The organism is Streptomyces sp. NPDC034037 (assembly GCF_055575715.1).
Window position 1 is genome coordinate 88883 of record NZ_JBVISC010000002.1, and the last position, 19009, is coordinate 107891.

Genomic DNA, 19009 nt, shown 5'->3' on the forward strand with positions numbered 1-19009 from the left:
TGACCTGGAAGGCGGGACCGTACCGGAAGCCGAGGTCCGCGAAGTAGGCGTAGCAGTCCTCGCGGGTCCTGCGCTCGCCGCACCGGGCGCGTACGGCGGCCGGGTCGATCGGCGCGGGCGCCGTGTCCTGCCCGGTGCCGTCCTGGCCGAACATCAGGCGGCCTCTCGCGTGGGGACGCTCGCCCGTGATCTCGAAGGCGCCGGAGGGCGCGACCACCACTCGGACGTCCCGCGAGGCGCCGGGCGGGAGCGTGACGGGCGCGGCCCAGACGATCTCGTCGACGCGCCGCACGAGGGCGGTGCCGTGGGCGCGCTCGCCGGCGAGCCGGGCCATCTCCAGGTAGACCACGCCGGGCAGCACGAGTTCGTCGCCGACCCGATGGTCGGCCAGGTAGAACTCCGCGCCGGTGAGGTGTTTGGCGAAGGCGGTCCCGCCGAAGGTCGAGACGTTCTCGTCGAGCAGCGCCGACGACGCGGGGCGTGCGGCGGCCGCGGCCGGGGCGCCGGGGGCGGCGTCGACCCAGTGCCGGGTCGGCTCGAACGGATACGTCGGCAGCCCGATGCGGCGCCCTCGCGGCAGCCAGGACCAGTCCACGTCGGCGCCGTCGGTCCAGAGCCGGGCCAGCGATTCGAGGTCGCCGTCGGCGGACAGCGCCCGGACGAACTCCCGCCAGGCGTTGCCCCGCGTGGCGGCGGTGCGGCGCTGCGCCGCGCCGACCCGGGCGCGCAGCGCGCCCTCGGGGTCCCGGCCCTCGGCGCAGGCGTCGAGACGGGCGAGGAGTTCGGCGCGGCCGCGGGCCACGAAGGCCAGCCGCTCGTCCATGGCCTCGCGGCCGACGCGCAGGGTGTGGGCGACGTCGGCGGGCGCGGGTTGCGCGGCGCGTATGTGCGCGGCGAGCCGCCCGGCCTGTGCCCGCAGGGCCCGTTCGGTCCGCGCCGACAGGATGAACAGCTCCGCGTCCGTGCTGTCGTCGGCGGGCGCGGCGTCCGCTCCCGCCGGGGCCTCCTCGATCACCACGTGGGCGTTGGCGCCGCCGAAGCCGAAGGAGCTGACGCCCGCGCGGCGGAGCGGCTGCGCGCCGTCCGCGGCGGGCGGCGCGGGCCACGGCCGGGTGGTGTCCACGATCTCGAAGGGGCCGCCGTCCAGGTCGAGATAGGGGTTGCGCTCGCGGAAGTGCAGGCTGGCCGGGATGGTCCGGTGGCGCAGCGCGAGGACCACCTTGAGCAGTCCGGCGATGCCCGCGGCGGCCTCCAGGTGGCCGATGTTGGTCTTCACCGAGCCGATGCCGCAGCGCGGGCCCTCGGCTCCGGTCGCCGCGCCGTCCCCGGCGAGCCGTTCGAAGGCCTCGGTCAGGCCGCTGATCTCGATGGGGTCGCCGAGGGCCGTGCCGGTGCCGTGCGCCTCGATGTAGCCGACCGTGCGGGGGTCGACGCCGGCCGCGCGGTAGGCCTCGACCAGCAGTTCCGCCTGCGCGTGCGGGCTGGGCGAGGTGAGGGAGGTGGTGCGGCCGCCGTGGTTGACGGCGACGGCCTTGATCACCGCGGCGACGCGGTCGCCGTCGCGGCGGGCCCGCGCGTGGTCCTTGAGGACGACGACGCCCACGCCCTCGCCCCGCACATAGCCGTTGGCGGAGGCGTCGAAGGCCTTGCAGCGGCCGTCCTCGCTGAGCATCTCGTTGCGGCTCAGGGCGTCGTAGAGGCGGGGGTCGAGGATGAGGCTCACGCCGCCCGCGACGGCGAGGTCGCAGCTGCCCTCGCGCAGCGCGCCGACGGCCTGGTGGACGGCGGTGAGCGAGCTGGAGCAGGCGGTGTCGACCGCGACGCTCGGTCCGCGCAGGTCGAGGAGGTAGGAGACACGGTTGGGGATGACCGACAGCGCGGCGCCGGTGAGCGTGTGCGCCTCGGCCGACCTGCCGCCTGCGCGCTGCACTTCGGCGTAGTCGGAGTTGGTGGTGCCGATGAAGACGCCGACGCGTTTGCCCGCGAGGTCGCTCGCGCGGTACCCGGCGTCCTCCATCGCCGTCCACACCACTTCGAGGAGCAGCCGCTGCTGGGGGTCCATCAGCTCGGCCTCGCGCGGCGAGATGCCGAAGAAGGCGGCGTCGAAGCGGTCCACGCCGGGGAGGAAGCCGCCCCAGCGCGAACGGGACGTGCCGGTGTGCGCCCGCCAGTCCCAGCGGTCGCCGGGGATCTCGGTGACGAGGTCCCTGCCCTGCTCCAGGTGGTCCCAGAACTCCGTGAGGTCGGCGGAGCCGGGGAACCGTCCGGCCATGCCGACGATGGCCACGTCGCCGCCGCGGGGGGCGGCACGGCCTGCGTCGGGCACGGCCTCGGCCGGTGCGGTTCCGGCGGGGGTTTCCTCGGCGGCTGAGGCGGCGGTGGCGGTGGCGGTGGCGGTGGCATCGGCGGTGTCCCCGAGGACCTCGCTCAGGTGCGCGGCGACGGCGGCGACGGTCGGATGGCGGTAGAACAGCGTGGGCAGGACCTCGATCCCGTACCGCTCGCTGACGCGTGTGCTCAGGACGGTGAAGCTGATCGAGTTCATGCCGAGCCGGCCGAGCGGTACGTCGGCGGGGATCTGCCCGGGGTCCGTGTCGAGGATGTCGGCGATGAGGCCGCTCAGCTCGGGGATGCGGGCGGCAGCCGTACGGGCGGCGGTACCGGCGGCGGCAGTACGGGCGGCGGCCTCGGTCAGGCGCGCGGCCGCTCCACCCGTGCCCCCTGGCTCGCCCGTCGGCGCCCCGCCGCGCAGCTCCGGCAGAGACGCCCGGTCGCGCAGCTCCGGCGCAGACGCCTCGCCACGCAACTCCGCCAGCGGTGCCCGGCCCAGTCTGCCGCGGTCCACCTTACCGTTGAGCGTCCGGGGCAGGGCGTCCAGCTCCACCAGGACGTCGGGGACCATGTGGGCGGGCAGCCGCTCGGCGAGCGCCTCGCGGGGCGGAGCGGTGGCTCCCGCGTCGAGGACGAGGAAGGCGTGCAGCACGTTCTCGCCGCCCACCGGCCGGGCCACGACGGCGGCCTCACGGACGCCGTCCTGCGCGCGCAGCGCGGCCTCGACCTCGCCGGGCTCGATCCGGAAGCCGCGCACCTTCACCTGGGCGTCGAGCCTGCCCAGGTACTCGATGCGGCCGTCGGGCAGTTCGCGCACCAGGTCACCGGTGCGGTACCGGCGCTCGCCGTCGAGGGTGACGAACCGTTCGGCGGTCAGTTCGGGGCGGCCCAGGTAGCCCGTGGCCAGGCCCGCGCCGCCGATGTACAGCTCGCCGGGCATCCCGGGCGGCACCGCCCTTCCCCGCGCGTCGAGGACGTACAGGCCGGTGTTGGCGATGGGGCGGCCGATGGTGACGCGCTCGCCGGGGTTGAGCCGGCACACGGCCGACCAGATGGTGGTCTCGGTGGGTCCGAACATGTTCCACACCTGGCCCGCGCGGGCGAGCAACAGCTCCGCGGTGTCCTGGTCCAGGGCCTCTCCCCCGCACAGCACCTTCAGCTCCGGTGCTCCCGTCCAGCCGGCCGCGAGCAGCATCTTCCAGGTGGCGGGGGTCGCCTGGACGACGGTGGCGGGGCTGGACTCCAGAAGTTTGCGCAGGAGGACGCCGTCCCGCGCGACCTCGGCGGGCACGATCTCCACCCGGCCGCCGGTGATCAGCGGCAGGAACAGTTCGAGCGCGGCGATGTCGAAGCAGACGGTGGTGAGGGCGAGCAGATGGTCCTTGTCCGTCAGTCCCGGCTCCTCGGCCATGGACAGGAGCAGGTTGGCCAGCGCCCGGTGCGGCACCTGGACGCCCTTGGGGCGGCCGGTGGAGCCCGAGGTGTAGATCACGTACGCGGTGTCGTCCGGTCCGGGCGCGGGGAGTTCACCCGTCTCGGGGACGCCCGTGGGCGTGTCATCGGCGTCGATGGCCAGGATCGGCGCGCCGAGGTCGACGCGGACCCCCGGGCCGGTGATCAGCAGGTGCAGTCCGGCGTCCTCGGCCATGTACCGCAGCCGTTCGGCCGGGTAGCCGGGGTCGAGCGGCACGTAGGCGCCGCCCGCGGCGAGGACGCCGAGCAGGGCGACGAGCATGTCGGCGGACCGGTCGACGAGCACCCCGACGTTGCGTCCCGGCGCCACTCCCCGGCCCCGCAGGCGGGCCGCCAGCGCGGTGACGCGCGCGGTCAGTTCGCGGTAGGTCAGCGCCGTGTGGCGGTCGGTCACCGCCACGGCGTCGGGGGTGCGCAGGGCCTGTTCGGCGAGGAGGGTGGGCAGCACGCGGTCGGCAGGGAAGTCGCGGCGCGTGAGCCGCTGCCGCTCCTGGGCGCGGGCGGTGTCGGCGGGGCTGCGCAGGGACAGCGCGCCCAGCTCGCGGTCGGGGGTGGCGAGGGCGGAGTCGAGCAGCAGGCGGAAGTGCTCGCCGATCCCGCGCACGGTGTCCTCGTCGAAGAGGTCCGGGTCGTACTTGAGGCAGTAGCGGGCGCCCTCGCGCTCCTCCACGACCTCCAGGGTGAGGTCGAACTCGCCCTCCTGATGGACACCGTGGAACACGCCGGCGACCGGGCGGACGTCGGTGTCGTCCTCGACCCAGTTCTGGAAGTAGAAGGCGGTGTCGAACAGGCGCGAGGCGCGCAGCTCCTCGGCGAGGCTCAGCAGCGGGTAGTCGCTGTGCTCCAGGGCCTCCAGGGTGGTGTCCCGCACCTGGCGCAGCAGGCCGCGGAAGTCCTGGCCGTCCGCGATGTCGTGCTTGAGGACGACCATGTTCATGAAGTAGCCGAGGACGTCGGCGTAGCGGGCGGAGGGCCGTCCGGCCACCGGGGTGCCGATGAGGACGCGGTCCTGTTGGGAGTAGCGGTGCAGGAGTGTCGTGTAGACGGTGAGGAGCACCGAGAAGAGGGAGGTCCGCTCCTCGCCCGCGAGGTCCCGTGCCGCCCGGACGCTTGCCGCCTCCAGGCGCCCTTCGACGGAGGCTCCTCGGTGGCCGGGCACCGCCGGGCGGGGCCGGTCGAAGGGGAGTTGCAGGGTGGGCAGGTCGCCGGAGAGCCGGTGCAGCCAGTACGCGCGCAGCTGCTCGCCGCGCGGTGAGCCGAGCAGGTCCCGCTGCCAGTCGACGAAGTCGGCGAAGGTGGCGGGGGGTTCGACGGCGGGCGGCTGTCCCCGGTAGCACGCGGACAGCTCGCGCAGGAAGACGGCGATGGACAGGCCGTCGAAGACGATGTGGTGGAAGGTGAGCAGCAGCACGTGCCGGGCATCGGCGAGGGTGAAGAGCGTGACCCGCAGCAGGGGCCCGCGCCCCAGGTCGAAGGGTTCGCGGACGCACTCCCTGGCCGCCTCGCGCACGGCGTCCACGGACGAGGTGTCCAACCGCTTCTCCGTGAAGGCGAGTTGCTGTCGTGCCTCCACGATCTGGTGGTCGCCGTCCAGGCGGGCGCGGAGCTGGGGGTGGCGGTCCACCATGGTCTGCAGCGCCTCGCGGAGGGCGGCCGGGTCGGTCCCCGGTTCCAGCCAGAACGCGAGCGGCAGGTTGTAGGCGTACGTGCCGGGCGCCGTCTGCTCGATGACGCTCAGGGCGCGCTGGCCGGCCGACAGGGGGAAGCGGAGGGGTGCCGCCGGGGCGACGCTCTCGGGCACCGCGCCGGTCAGCTCGCCGATGTGGTCGCTCAGCTCGCGCAGGGTGGCGTGCTCCAGGAGGTCGCTCAGCCGTAGCCGGACGCCCAGGTCCTCCTCGATCACCGCGGCGATCTTCATGCCGCTCAGCGAGTCGAAGCCGTAGTCCGCGAGGAGGCGGTCGGGGTCGAGGGGCTCGTCCAGTTTGAGGGTGGCCGTGACGATGCCGCGGAGCGTGTCCAGTGGGCCGCGGCCGGAGGAGGAGGCGGCGGGCGGCACGGTCCTGTCCGGGGCGCTCACCGGTGCGCGATGGCCGGCGCCCGCGTTCACACCGATGATCACGTGCTGGCCGAGGTGGGCGCCCCGGTCCAGGACGAGGGCGTCGGCGAAGCCCTCCTCCAGGAGGAGCCGTTGCCAGGTCTGCGCGGTGGCCAGGGGCGCGTCCTTGATGCGCAGTTCCTCGTCGGTGAAGGCCCACCAGCCGTCGAGGACCCCGCCGGTGACGGTGATGCTGCTGCGGATCGCGGTCAGTTCGTTGAGCACGAGTCTGCCGCCGGGACGCAGCAGCTCCCGTGCCTTGCGCAGGGTGGCGCGCAGGTCGCCGGTGGCGTGCACGACGTTGGTGGCCACGACGATGTCGGCGCTGCCAAGGGTGTGGCCCTGTTCCGCGAGGTCGCGTTCGAGGTTGAGCGTACGGAACCGGGTGAACGGATGGCGTGTGCCGAACCGCTGCTCGGCGCTCTCCAGGAACTGCGGCGAGATGTCGGTGAAGACGTACTCCGCCCGGTCGGCCCAGCCGGAGAGGGCGGGCAGCACGCGCTCGGTGGTCGCTCCGGTACCGGCGCCGAACTCGACGACGCGCAGCCTCTCGCCCGCACCCAGTTCCTCGACGCGCTGCCGGGCGTGGTCGGTGACCGCTTCGGCGACGAGTTCGTTGAGGGAGTCGGTGAGCGGATTGCCGCGGTAGAAGTCCTGGACGAGGTCCATCGACGCGTTCGGGAACATGATCTCGGTGGCACCGGTCTCGCCGCGCAGCACCTGCGGATAGCTGCGCAGGAACAGCCGGGTCAGCTCCACCGTGGCCCGGATGTCCGGATGGTCGGCGGCGATCCGGTCGAGCTCGCGCTCGGCGTGCTCGACGCTCGTGCCACCGGTGCCGTCCGTGTCCGGGTCCGCGTCGGCCGCGAGGACCTCCACGGCGTCGCCGCGCACGCTCAGGTGCCCGGCGTCGGCGAGGATGTTGAGCAGGGCCGCGTGCAGCCGGCGGTACTTGGGCACGATGCCCAGCCGGTCGGCGAGCGCCGTGACGGTGTCCCGCTCGCCCTGGCGCGGGAAGGCGCCCATCCGCCGGTAGACGCCGAGCAGCGCCGATTCGCAGAGCGCGGAGAGGCGGTCGTAGCCCTCGATGACGGCGTCGGCGCCGGGCCCGGCCGGTGCGGGCGCGGTGAACCGCTCGCCGAGCGGCGAGACGCGGTGGCCGAGGGCCGCGAGGGCCCGCGCGTCGGCGCGGATCGGCATGACCTGGACGGGGCCTTCGGCCAGCACCCGCTCCAGGCAGTCGAGGCCTTCGCGCACGGTGAACTCGGCGACGCCCGTCCTGCGGAACACCTCCTGGAGCCCGGGCTGCGCCCCGGAGCCGACCCGCCCCCAGTAGCCCCAGTTCACCACCCGTACGGGATACGGGAGCCGGGTCGCGAGGTGGCGCCCGTAGGAGTCGAGGAAGGAACTGGCCGCCACGTAGGCGGCGTTGCCCGCCGCGCTGACGAAGGAGCCGACCGAGCTGAAGAGCGCGAGGAAGTCCAGGGGCTCGTCGCCCAGCGCCGCCACGAGCGCGAGGGCACCGTCGACCTTGGCGGCGAGGGCCGCCCGCAGCTCCGGTTCGGTCAGCTCGGCGATGGTGCTGGCGTTGAACGTCATGGCCGCGTGGAAGACGCCGTGCGGGGCGCCGAACCGCCGTCGGGCCTCGGCGACGGCGTCGCGCAGCGCCGCGGGGTCGGACGCGTCCGCCCGCAGGTGCAGCAGCTGTCCCCCGGCCTCGCGCACGCGGTCGGCGGTGGCGCGCTGTTCGGCGTCGAGTTCGCCTCGGCTGATCCACACGATGCGGGCCCGGTGGCGGTGCGCGAGCTCTTCGGACAGGGCCCGGCCGATGCCTCCGCTGCCGCCGACCATGAGGTAGGTGCCGCCGGTGCGGTAGGGCGGGCGCCTCGGCGCGGGTACGGGGGTGCGCACGAGCTGCCGGACGTGGCGGCGGCCGGCCCGCAGCAGGACGGCGCGGCCCGCCGGGTGCGGGGGTTCGGCCAGGAGCGCGGGCAGGACGTCCGCCGTGTCGGTGCCCTCGATGTCGACGCAGGTGAGGTCGAGGTGGGGGCATTCGGCGGCGAGGACCTGGGCGTATCCGAGGATGGCCGCCGCGTGGGGGTTGTCGTCGTGGGCGCCGGCGGTGACGACGGTGATCCGGGGGCCGGCGCCGTGGCTGCGGAAGAGGGCGAGCACCCCGTCACGCAGCGCGGTTTCGAGGCTGTCGGGGCGGTGCAGTCCGCCGAGGTGGTACAGGTGCCGCACGGGCCGGGCGAGCAGGGTGGCCGGGTCCTCGCGGTCGAGCCGCAGGAGGCGGGCGCCGGGGTGGTGGCGGAGTAACGCCTCGGCGAGCGGGCCGGGTTCCCCGGCGGTGAGGACGGCCACCTCGGGGCCCTCGGCGGCGGTTTCGGCGGTGGTGGTGCGGTGCGCGGGCCCGGGACGTTCCTGCGGGCACCAGACCGGCTGGTAGAAGCCCAGCTCCGGGGCGTCCTCGCGCGTCGTCGACACGGCGGACGTGGTAGCGCCGGGTGCGGCGTCGGCGCGTATCTCCTGAGGCTCGGTGCGCGTCTCCCGGGGGCCCGTACGCGCGAGCGCGTCCCGGAGGGGCTCCGCCGCCCGCGGGGGCTCGGGTATCCAGTACCGCTTGCGCGCGAAGGGGTACGTGGGCAGGCCGATGCGGCGGCCGCCGGTGTCCGGCCACCGGGCCTCGGCGCCCTGGGTCCACAGCCGGGCGGCCTCGGTCAGGTCACCGTCGCTCAGGGCGCGCGCGAGCCGATCGGCCGCGTCGGCCGCCAGTGCGCGGCGGCCGCGGGCCGCGTCGTGCAATGCGATGCCGCTCTCCACGCCGTCCGCGACATCCCGCAACACGGCCTGGACGTCGGCCAGTTCACGGGCGGGGAAGGCGAGGCGTACGTCGAGCGGCTCCCTGCCGACTCGCAGCGTGTGGGCGACGTCGGCGAGGGACGGCGCGGGGTCGGACCCGGCACGGGCCAGTTCCCGCAGGGTGGTCCGGTCGGTGACGGTCGTCGGAAGGCCGAGGCGTTCACTGAGCACGGCCAGTTCGGCCGCGCCGAGCCCGTACTCGGCGAGTTCGAGATCGGCGTCGAGGTCCCGCGGCTGGACCCGCAGGACGTCGGCGGCCACCCGGACGCACTCGTCGAGCGGCTGCCCCGTGCCCGGCCGCCGGTCGAGGAAGTCGACGAGCTCACGCGCGTAGGCCCGCAGCCGCTCCTCGCTCAGCGCGGACAGGACGATCAGTTCCTCCGGCGACTTCTCGGGCGCGGACGTGCCGGGCTCGGCCGGCTGTGCCAGGTACTCCTCGACGATCAAGTGGGCGTTGGCCCCGCCGCCGCCGAACGAGCTGATGCCGGCCCGGCGCGGCCCGTGTGTCTCTCGCCCGTCCTGGTCGCGCAGCACGGGGCGGTGCCAGGGCGCGGCCTCCTGCTGTACGTGGAAGGGGGTGCCGGTCAGGTCGATGTCGGGGTTCAGCTCCGCCGAGTGCAGGGACGGCGGCAGGACGCCGTGCTTGAGCTGCATCAGCACCTTGGTCAGGCCCGCGATGCCCGCCGCCGACTCCAGGTGCCCGATGTTGGACTTGAGGGAGCCGATCGCGCAGCCGCCCGGGGCAGCGCTGCCGTCGGCGTCGGGGCGGAAGGCCGCACGCAGTCCGGCGATCTCGATGGGGTCGCCGAGGGGGGTGCCGGTGCCGTGTGCCTCGACGTAGCCGACGGTGTCCGGCGCGACGCCCGCCCGGCGCAGGGCCGCGGTGATCACCTCGGCCTGGGCGGTGGGGTTCGGCACGGTGTACCCGCTGGTCTTGCCGCCGGCGTTGATCGCCGATCCCTTGAGCACCGCGTAGACGCGGTCGCCGTCGGCCTCGGCCGCCCGCAGGGGTTTGAGCAGGACGGCGCCGACCCCTTCGCCGTCGACGAAGCCGTCCGCGTGGGCGCCGAAGCTGCGGCACTCGGCACCGCGGGAGATCATCTGACGGTCGGCCAGCATCCGCAGGTGCATGGGGTGCAGGATGAGGTTGACCCCACCGGCGAGCGCCATGGCGCACTCGCCGCGGCGCAGGCTCTCGCAGGCCAGGTGGATGGCCGTCAGCGACGCGGAGCAGGCGGTGTCGACGGTCAGGCTCGGCCCGCGCAGGTCGAGGACGTAGGAGACGCGGTTGGCGATCGACCAGTGGGCGGAGCGCGCGTGCGTGTGCTCGCCGAAGGCGCTGCTGTGCCCCGCCAGCCATTCGTAGTCGTTGTTCATCACCCCGGCGAACACACCCACCGCGCCGTGCTCGCCCAGCCCGCGCGGGCGGTACCCGGCGTCCTCGATGCCGGCCCAGGCGGTCTCCAGGAAGAGACGTTCCTGCGGGTCCATCTCCTGCGCGTCGGAGGGAGAGATCTGGAAGAGCAGCGGGTCGAACTTGTCGACGTCGTCGAGCCAGCCGCCCCACTTGCTGTAGGCGCGCCCGTCCTTGGCGTCCGGGTGGTAGTGCGCGTCCACGTCCCAGCGGTCCGCGGGCACCTCGCCGACGCAGTTGCGGCCCTCGACGACGTTGCGCCACAGCTCGTCCGGTGTCCGCGCCCGCGGATAGCGCCCCGCGAGGCCGATGACCGCGATGTCCTCGGTGGGGCGTCGCGACGCGGTGGCGGGAGCAGCCTGTTGCCGCACGGATGCCAGCAGCTTCAGGAGAAGAGCACGCTTGTCGTCCATAGACCTTCGTCTCATCCGGGTGCCTTGCGGCTCGAATTAGGGCGGCCCACAGCACCGCGCCACAATGCGGCGCGGTCCAAGGTGAACAATTCGTCAATGAGGGCTGAAGATATTCAGCACCGATCAAGAGTGTCGGCTCGCGGTCGGCCTACATGAGACGGAACTCACGTGCGCACGGAAAGGGTGCCTGCCGGTGCGGGGAGGCATCAGTCATGGGATTGTCCGGACCAATTGTCACGAGACTGACCGGGCGAAGTGCGAGGCGGCGGCCATCGACTCCACTTGCATCACTGTCCGTAGGCATGCCCAGCGCTCGACCCCCCGTCAGCTTCATCGGTCAACTGAAATCTAACACTTGATATCCAGAAGCGGCAACCGCGTGATCATTTATGCGCCCGCACCTGATCAGCTATTCAACTAAACCGTTCCGAACCCTCGTTGGCCAGCGAAAACCACGTCTCCGGAGGCTTCCGTTCCGTCGTGTCCGGGGGTCTTCCGGGCGATGGTTTCCGGACAGGAACCGCATCGTGACCCGGCCGACCCGGGGTGACCCGGCCCTGTCGGTGCGCCCACCGTCCGTAGCGCGCGCCCGCCCGCCGATCCGTCCGATTGCGCCCAACTGCGGGAGCTTGGACCGCTTTTGCCGCAGGCCTCTGCCGCACATTCCCCTCCCCCTCACGCGCGTCGACAGACGGACGATCCGCACCGCGGCGAGGCGTGCGGACCGAACCGGGAAACCTATTCCCCACCTGCCCCCGACATATTCACCGAAGAATGAAGAAGCCGCAAAAAAGAGAGAAGCCGCAGGCCGTCCGGCATTCACGGCGGAGTCCGGGGGATTCAGGGGCCATTGGCCCCTGGCGCCACCGGGGAACAATCATGCTACGGTCGTGCGGCGTCGGATCGAGGGGAAGGAACGCGGCGTCGCATTGCGACCCTTCGAGCGTCTCGCCGACCGGTACCCGAGTTTCCGGAATGAAGAATTCCGCCGTGCTGGCGCCACACGCGCTGGCGCCACACGGCGATATCTTCGCGCGTTCTGCGCGTGCCGGACGGACGCCCATACCCGCTTCCCGAGCGAACCATTCATGTATGTCAACCGCCTGGCATGGGGAGGTACGCGGTGACAGAGGAAGATCCCACCCCGCGGCTGGCCGTTCTCGGCGCCGGCGTGATGGGGGTCAGCATCACCACACTCGCCCTCGAACACGGCGTCCCGGTGGTGCTGGTGGAGACCGATCCGGCGAAGCGGGCGGACGCCCCGGCCAGGATCGAGCGCGAACTGCGCACCGCACAGCTCATGGGCGTCCTCTCCGGGAAGCCCCGCGCCGAACTGGTCACGGGTGCCTCTGCGGCCGACTGCGCGGACGCGGACGTGGTGATCGAGGCGATCACCGAGGACGCCGGCCTGAAGATCGCGGCACTGACCGAGGTGAGCCACACGGTCGGTCAGGACACCGCGCTGATCACCAACACCTCCTCCATCCCGGTGGACGAACTGGCCGCGAAGCTCCCGCGCCCCGAGGCCCTGCTCGGCGTCCACTTCATGAACCCCTCGTATCTGATCCGCACCGTCGAGGTGATCCGCGGCTCGCGCACCTCGCCCCGGGCCGCGGATTCGGTCGGGCGGCTCCTCACCGCGCTCGGCCGGCGCGGTGTGTTCGTCGGCGACGGCCCCGGCTTCGTGACCAGCCGCGTACTGCACCGCATGATCAACGACGCGGCCCGCGTCGTGCAGGAGGGCAGGGCGAGCGCCGAGGACGTGGACACCCTGATGCAGGACTGCCTCGGCCACCGCACCGGGCCGCTGCGCACCGCCGACCTGATCGGCATCGACAACCTCGTGGACTCCCTGCGGGTACTGCACGAGCGCACTGGCGACGAAGGCTGCCGCCCGTGCGAGCTGCTGCTGCGGAAGGTCGCCGCGGGCGAGCACGGCCGCAAGAGCGGCAAGGGTTTCTACACCTATACGGGAGTGCTTTCCTGATGGCCGGTCAGCTCGCCGTCGACGAGACGCTTCTCGACTACGTACGGCAGATGTCGCTGCGCGACGACGACGTGCTGCGCGAGCTGCGCGCCGAGACCGCGGGCATGCCCATGCTCCAGGCGATGCTGGTCCTGCCGGAGGAGGCCCAGCTCCTCGCCCTCCTGGTACGGGTCACCGGGGCGCGCCGCGTCCTGGAGGTGGGCACCTTCACCGGCTACAGCAGCCTGTGCATGGCACGCGCCCTGCCGCCCGGCGGCAAGGTCGTCACCTGCGACATCAGCGAACGCTGGACCGCCGTCGCCCGGCGCTACTGGGAGCGGGCCGGGGTCGGGGAACTGATCGACCTGCGGCTCGGCGACGCGGCGCGGACACTCGACGACCTGCGTGCGCAGCACGGCCCCGGCGGCTTCGACCTGGCCTTCCTCGACGCCGACAAGGCCAACTACGTCCGCTACTACGAGCAGGCGCTCACCCTGGTGCGCCCCGGCGGGCTGCTCGTCCTGGACAACACCCTCTTCTTCGGCAAGGTCGTCGACCCCGCCGCACAGGACCCGGACACCCTGGCCATCCGTGAACTCAACGCCCTGCTGCGGGACGACGAGCGCGTGGACATCTCCATGCTCGCCGTCGCCGACGGCCTGACCCTCGTCCACAAGAAGCCCTGAGAGGAAGCACGGAGATGAGCGAGCCCACCACCACCCCTCCCCTGTCGGCGGAGCACGTCAGGACCGAGCTGCGGCGGTTCCTGGAGGAGCGCACCAAGACCGACTGGGCGGCGGACACCGACCTCTTCGCGACCGGCGGGGTCTCCTCCCTGTTCGCCATGGAGCTGGTGGTCCACGTCGAGAAGACCTTCGGCATCGCCGTCGAGGGCCCCGACCTGCGCATCGACAACTTCCGTACGGTCAACGCCATGACGGACCTGGTGCTCCGGCTCGCCGAAGCGGGCTCCGGTGAGTGACGAACTCGCGGCCCTGATCGGTGCGGAGATCGCCGACCGGGCCGCGGAGTGGGACCTGGCGGGGGCGATCCCCCCGGAGGTGCTGCGCGGGCTCGGCGCCAAGGGCGCGCTGTGCGCCGAGGTGCCCGCCGAGTACGGCGGTCACGGTCTGACGGGCCGGGTGAACGGTGAACTGACGGCACACGCGGGGGCGTTGTGCAGTTCGCTGCGGTCGGTGATGACCTCCCAGGGCATGGCCGCCTGGACCATCCAGCGCTTCGGCACCCGCCGCCAGCGCTCGGCGGAGCTCCCCCGGCTCACCTCGGGCTCGCTGGCGGCCGTGGCGTTCAGCGAACCGCAGGCCGGCAGCGACCTCTCCGCGATCGCCACCACGATCGCGGACGACGGCGACGAGGTGGTCCTGAACGGGCACAAGGTCTGGTCGACCGCCGCCGCCTACGCCGACGTGGTCGTCGTCTTCGGCCGCTACCAGGAGGGCGCGGCGGCCGTCGTCGTCCCCACCGACACCCCCGGTGTCACGGTGCGCCCCGTCGCCCAGCCCCTCGGCTGCCGCGCCGCGGGCCACGCGGACGTGGTCCTCGACGGCGTACGCCTGCCCGCGTCCCGTGTGCTCTCGGGCACGAGCCAGTCGCTCGGCCTGCTGACCACCCTCGCCCTCACCTACGGCCGCCTCTCGGTGGCGTGGGGGTGCGTCGGCATCATCCGCGGCTGCCTGCGGGCCGCCGCCTCCCACGCCCGCCGCCGCGAGCAGTTCGGCAAGCCGCTGGCCGAGCACCAGCTCATCGCCCGGCACCTGTCGGAGCTGTTCGTCGCCGAGCAGACCGCCACCCGGGTGTGCGAGCACGCCTCCGACCGCTGGGACAGCGCCTCCCCCGAGCTGTCGGGCGAGGCGGTGCTCGCCAAGCACGTCGCCGCGGGACACGCGGCACACGCCGCCGCCACCGCGGTGCAGGTACTCGCCTCGGCGGGGTCGGTGGACGGCGAACCGGTGGCCCGGGCCTACCGGGACGCCAAGCTGATGCAGATCATCGAGGGCAGCGACGAGATCTGCCAGCTGATCCTCGCCGAGCGCGCGCTGGAGGGTGTGGCATGACGACGGCCGGCGAAGACATAGGAATAGGCGCGATCCACTGCCTGCTGCCCGAGGAGCGCGTGGCCGTCGAGGACCTGCCCGAGCTGGCCAGGCTGACCGAAGAGGAACTGCGGTTCGCCGGGCAGGCCGGCATCAAGTCGGTCGGTGTCTTCCCCGACACCGAGCCGACCGAACTCGCCGCGCGGGCCTGCCGGGAACTGTTCGCCGCACACCCCGGCGACCCCGATCTGATGCTGCACATCGGTTCCCGCGCACCGGACGTGCTGATCGGCTCGGACGCGGGCAAGATCGCCCATCTCGCGGGGCTCACCGGCATTTTCCCCTTCACCGTCGACGGTCTGGGCTGCGCCGGCTCGTCGGCGGCCTGGGCGCTCGGCAGGGACCTGCTCAACGGCGACCCGTCCCGGCGGAGCGTCCTGCTCACCTACGGCAGCCGGCCCACCGCCGCCGACCGGGTGCGCCGCCCCGTCACGGTGATCGGGGACGGGGCGTTCGCCATGACGCTGGTGCGCGGCGGCCGGCCGCTGCTCAAGGCGCACCGCATGGAGGCGGACAGCTCCTTCCACGACCTGTTCAAGGTCGAGTACAAGAACAGCCCCTGGTCGCAGTGGCGCGAGGTGTGCGACGACAACGACCGCTACTCCTTCGAGCTGGCCATGCACAGCCGCACCAGGCTCGGCAGGCTCGTCGACCAGGTGCTCGCGGACGCGGGGATCGGCAAGGACGACGTGGCCGCCACCCTGATGCAGAACGTCACCTCCAGCGCCTTCGACTTCTACAAGGCCACGCTGGGGCTCCAGATTCACCCCGTCTGCGCCACCCACCTGGCGGAGCTGGGCCATCTCGGCCCGATGGACGTGGTCCTGAACCTGGACCGCCTCCTCGCCTCCGGTGAGGTCGGCCCCGGGGGGCACGTCCTCGTCCTGAGCAACAGTCCGGTCGCCGCGTGGACGGTGACGTTGTGGGAGGTGTGAAGCCGGTGACGACCGAAGCGCGGCAGCCGAACGAGGCGCGGCCGACGATCAAATGCCTGGTGTGGGACCTGGACAACACCCTGTGGCGCGGCACGCTCGTGGAGGACGGCGAGGTCGTGCTCCACGAGGGCCTGCGCGAGGTGATCACCGAACTGGACTCGCGCGGCATCCTCCAGGCCGTCGCGAGCCGCAACGACCACGACCACGCCTGGGCGCGCCTGGAGAAGCTGGGCGTCGCGGAGTACTTCGTGCTGCCGCACATCAACTGGGGCGCCAAGTCGGCCTCCGTACGGGCCATCGCCGAGGAGCTGAACTTCGCGCTGTCGACGATCGCCTTCATCGACGACCAGCCCGCCGAGCGCGCCGAGGTCGAGTTCCACCTGCCCGAGGTGCGCTGCTATCCGGCGGAGGAGGCCCTCGGCCTGCCCGGCCGCCCCGAGTTCACCCCGGCCGTCGTCACCGGCGACGCCCGCAGGCGGCGGCAGATGTACCAGGCCGGTGTCCGGCGGGAGGCCGAGCGCACCGAGCACACGGGCACCGACGAGGAGTTCCTGCGCTCGCTCGGCCTGGAGCTGCGCATCGAGCGGGCCGGCGACGAGGAGATCTCCCGGGTCGAGGAGCTGACCCTGCGCACCAGCCAGATGAACGCGACGGGCGTGCACTACTCCGATCAGGCCCTGCGCGCCCTGATGGCCGACGAGGAGCACGAGGTGCTCGTCGCCTCGCTCGTCGACCGCTTCGGCCCGCACGGCGCGATCGGCGTGATCCTGCTGGAGCGGCGCCCTGATTCCTGGCACATCAAGCTGCTCGCGACCTCCTGCCGCGTGGTGTCCTTCGGCGTGGGGGCGGCGCTGCTGCGCTGGCTCTCCGACGAGGCCGCCCGCGCCGGGGTCCTGCTGACCGCCGGGTTCCGGCGCACCGAACGCAACCGCATGATGGAGGTGGCCTACCGTTTCGCGGGCTTCCGCGAGCACACCGACGACGCCGTCGCGGCGGAGCAGGACGGTGTACAGACTCTCGCCCTCGAACCGGCCAGGCAGGACGCCCCCGCGCATCTGGACGTACGAGCCCCCCGTCTGTTCGGTGACTCGCCCGAGCTGCTCCCGTGGGCGCACGCGCGATGACGTAGGGGGCCCGCGTCACGCAGGGGCGCCGAGCGGCGGGTGGTCGAGTACGCGGGGCTTGTACTCGACCAGTTGGATACGGCCGTCGAAGGTGCGGTGCTCGGTCATGTCGAGGGCGACGTCCGGATACCCGTCGTAGATGCGTTCCTGGCCCGTGGCCCCGGTGATCACCGGGAACAGCACGACCCGGAAGCGGTCGACGAGTCCGGCTCGCAGCAGGGACCGGCACAGGCTGAGGCTGCCGATGGTGCTGAGGAGCCCCGAGCCGCTCGACTTCATCGCGCGGACCGCCTCGACGGCGTCGTCACGGACGAGCGTGGAGTTGGCCCAGGTCAGTGGCTCCTTGAGCGAGGAGGAGAACACCACCTTGGACGCGCGCGTGAGTCCGTCGACGGACGCCTCTTCCTCGGGCCTGAACTCGTCCTGTCCGTTCGGGACCCCGCCCGCGGCGAAGCCGGACATCAGGCGGTAGGTGTTCGATCCCATCAGGTAGGTGGCCTCGGGCTGCTCACTGAGCCATGCGAGGTACTCCGGGCCTTCGAGGCCCCAGAAGCCGGGCCACCCCTCTCCCGACGCGTAGCCGTCGAGGGAGGTGATGAAGTCGACGAGAAGCTCAGACATGACGGTGTCCTTTCCTGGGTTTCACATACGTGGACCGGTCGGGAACCACGAACTCATCGGTCGCGGCGGACGCGGCCGCCGTGACCGCGTGGTCCTCCGCGGGCCGCCCTGGACTGTGTCGGGCGGTAACGGGCCGGGCATGCTGCAAGCGAGAGAGCTGTGATCAGAGGGGGGCCGATGACGAAGCTCGGGGCAGGGGCACTGTTTCTCTTCTGCTATATCGACGTTGTCACGTGTCTCGCCATCGGGGACTGGATGACCGATGTGGGTCCTCCTTTGCTCTATGGCAGCCCGGCCGCCTTCGTCGCCGGGATCGTCACCTCGGCAACGCGTGACATGTATCGACGCAAGGTGGAGCGCGAGGCACGCCTGTAAGGACGGCCCGGGAGAGGTCAGCCCTCTGCGTGAAGGGCTCGGTCACCCGGCCCGCTTCGTTGTCCGCGCTCCGTGTCATCATGCGGACGCGTCCCAGACGAGTGGGTCGCGGTCTACGCATGGTCAGAGGGGTTGGGGATGGGCGCGGGTACGGAGCCGGACGGCTCGTCGAGGTCCGACGAGGAGTGGGCGCGGTTCCTGCGTGAGTCGGTGGCGGGGGTGGCCGACGCGCCCAAGGAGCCGTCGTCGCGGGCCCGGGACGTGGCGAAGCGGCTGCGCGCTGAGCCCAGCCGCGACCTGGAGGGCTGGCGCACCCATGCGCCCGCTCGGCCCAAGCGGCGCACTGGCTGGTACGTGGCCGGGGTAGTGGGGTCGCTGGTGGTGCTGGTGGTGGCGCTCGCGCCGGGACGGACAGTGGACCTGTTCGCCGGCGCCGAGTCCCCGCAGGTGGCGGCCGAGACCGCCCGACCGACCGAGGCGCCCCCGGCGGAGGCGGCCCGGCGCCCCACGCTGCGGGAGCCGTTCCGCGGTTCACCGGCGGCGCGCTGGGCGAGTGGAGCGGCGGGGATCAGCGTGCCGAAGGCCGAGGCGGTCGGCTGGATGGGCGCGGCCGAGGTCGAGCGGGCCCTCGCCCGCAGCCGGGACTTCCTCGTCGCGTCGGGCCTGGACCGCGGGGTGTTGCGGGGCGAGCGCCCCGAGAAGGCGATCTCACTGATCAATCCGCACCAAAAGGACGTGCAGCGCCTTCTGAGAACCGCTTTCCGAACTCCGAGCGAGAAGAGCGATCCCCTCTTCCTGTTCAGTCGCTTCCAGCCCTCCCGCACCCAGCTGGTCGGTGACGTCGTGAAGACCCGGGGCCGACTCACTTACCGGGAGGGTGAGCGCGGCGCGCTCCAGGTGACCGCCGACGTCACCTTCGTCTACCCGGTGATGCGCGCGAAAGCGGGTGGCGACGACGAGATCGTACGCACGATCGTCCGGCGCGAGCTGGTCCTGAGCTGGGACGACCCTGCCAAGGTCAGCACCGAGCCGGGCACGTTCTCGATCGTCTCGTACAAGTACGACATGACCAACGGCGGCTGCGGTGCTCCCACGGGCTACTTGGTCCCGCCCTTCGGCAAGGACCGCCGGGCGGACGAGTCCGGTGCGGAGGTCGACCCGTACGACCGCAGCGCGCCGGTCGGGCGGGTCCGGTCCTCCGGGGACGACTGCGCGAGGGCGACGAGGTCCTAGCGGGCGCCCCACTTCGGCGTCGACCACGGCATCGAGACGGTCGACATCGACAA

The 19009-nt window shown here is 72.6% G+C and carries 10 protein-coding genes (1 of these 10 only partly in view); 8 read left to right on the top strand and 2 right to left on the bottom strand.

Annotation, left to right across the window (positions count from 1 at the left end):
* Window positions 1-10588, bottom strand: the start of a protein-coding gene (locus ACZ516_RS06195; RefSeq protein ID WP_469008784.1) for an amino acid adenylation domain-containing protein. Its footprint begins 12677 nt before the window's first position; 10588 of the gene's 23265 nt are visible here — the first part of the coding sequence; the start codon lies at window positions 10586-10588; its stop codon lies beyond the left edge, outside the window.
* A gap of 1108 nt (window positions 10589-11696) precedes the next feature.
* Here ACZ516_RS06195 and ACZ516_RS06200 point away from each other — a divergent pair.
* Genes ACZ516_RS06200 through ACZ516_RS06225 form a run of 6 tightly spaced genes read left to right on the top strand, consistent with a single transcriptional unit; the run spans window position 11697 to window position 16727 of the window.
* Window positions 11697-12575 carry a 3-hydroxyacyl-CoA dehydrogenase family protein gene (locus ACZ516_RS06200; RefSeq protein ID WP_469008785.1) on the top strand — a complete coding sequence of 293 codons (879 nt, stop codon included), beginning with the start codon at window positions 11697-11699 and terminating at the stop codon, window positions 12573-12575.
* Window positions 12575-13240 (top strand): O-methyltransferase, encoded by a 666-nt coding sequence (locus ACZ516_RS06205; RefSeq protein WP_358585794.1) that lies wholly within the window; start codon window positions 12575-12577, stop codon window positions 13238-13240. Before ACZ516_RS06200 ends, ACZ516_RS06205 begins: the two co-directional genes overlap by 1 nt.
* A gap of 14 nt (window positions 13241-13254) precedes the next feature.
* Window positions 13255-13536 carry an acyl carrier protein gene (locus ACZ516_RS06210; RefSeq protein ID WP_127911399.1) on the top strand — a complete coding sequence of 94 codons (282 nt, stop codon included), beginning with the start codon at window positions 13255-13257 and terminating at the stop codon, window positions 13534-13536.
* Entirely contained in the window at window positions 13529-14629 is a 1101-nt protein-coding gene (locus tag ACZ516_RS06215; RefSeq protein WP_469008787.1) for an acyl-CoA dehydrogenase family protein, read from the top strand. Before ACZ516_RS06210 ends, ACZ516_RS06215 begins: the two co-directional genes overlap by 8 nt.
* On the top strand, window positions 14626-15603 hold the full coding sequence (locus tag ACZ516_RS06220) for a 3-oxoacyl-[acyl-carrier-protein] synthase III C-terminal domain-containing protein (protein WP_358585791.1): 978 nt from the start codon (window positions 14626-14628) through the stop codon (window positions 15601-15603). The genes ACZ516_RS06215 and ACZ516_RS06220 overlap by 4 nt, the downstream gene beginning before the upstream one ends.
* 5 nt (window positions 15604-15608) lie before the next feature.
* Entirely contained in the window at window positions 15609-16727 is a 1119-nt protein-coding gene (locus ACZ516_RS06225) for an HAD-IIIC family phosphatase (protein ID WP_361082966.1), read from the top strand.
* A 15-nt stretch (window positions 16728-16742) separates the two neighbouring features.
* Here the strand turns inward: ACZ516_RS06225 and ACZ516_RS06230 are convergent, their stop codons facing one another.
* Window positions 16743-17348, bottom strand: coding sequence for a dihydrofolate reductase family protein (locus tag ACZ516_RS06230; RefSeq protein WP_469008788.1), 606 nt, complete (start codon window positions 17346-17348; stop codon window positions 16743-16745).
* Window positions 17349-17525: 177 nt separating this feature from the next.
* Between ACZ516_RS06230 and ACZ516_RS06235 the strand changes: the two genes are divergently transcribed.
* The gene (locus tag ACZ516_RS06235) at window positions 17526-17723 is read left to right on the top strand and encodes a hypothetical protein (protein ID WP_358585787.1); all 198 of its coding nucleotides are present in this window, start codon (window positions 17526-17528) and stop codon (window positions 17721-17723) included.
* A 138-nt stretch (window positions 17724-17861) separates the two neighbouring features.
* A complete protein-coding gene (locus ACZ516_RS06240) occupies window positions 17862-18956 on the top strand; it encodes a hypothetical protein (RefSeq protein ID WP_469008789.1) in 1095 nt (364 codons plus the stop codon).
* Window positions 18957-19009: the final 53 nt, after the last annotated feature.

Coding starts and splice junctions, on each gene's coding strand:
- ACZ516_RS06200 (WP_469008785.1), top strand. CDS start 11,697: ATGGGGAGGTACGCGGTGACAGAGGAAGATCCCACCCCGCGGCTGGCC.
- ACZ516_RS06205 (WP_358585794.1), top strand. CDS start 12,575: ATGGCCGGTCAGCTCGCCGTCGACGAGACGCTTCTCGACTACGTACGG.
- ACZ516_RS06210 (WP_127911399.1), top strand. CDS start 13,255: ATGAGCGAGCCCACCACCACCCCTCCCCTGTCGGCGGAGCACGTCAGG.
- ACZ516_RS06220 (WP_358585791.1), top strand. CDS start 14,626: ATGACGACGGCCGGCGAAGACATAGGAATAGGCGCGATCCACTGCCTG.
- ACZ516_RS06230 (WP_469008788.1), bottom strand. CDS start 17,348: ATGTCTGAGCTTCTCGTCGACTTCATCACCTCCCTCGACGGCTACGCG.
- ACZ516_RS06235 (WP_358585787.1), top strand. CDS start 17,526: ATGACGAAGCTCGGGGCAGGGGCACTGTTTCTCTTCTGCTATATCGAC.
- ACZ516_RS06240 (WP_469008789.1), top strand. CDS start 17,862: ATGGGCGCGGGTACGGAGCCGGACGGCTCGTCGAGGTCCGACGAGGAG.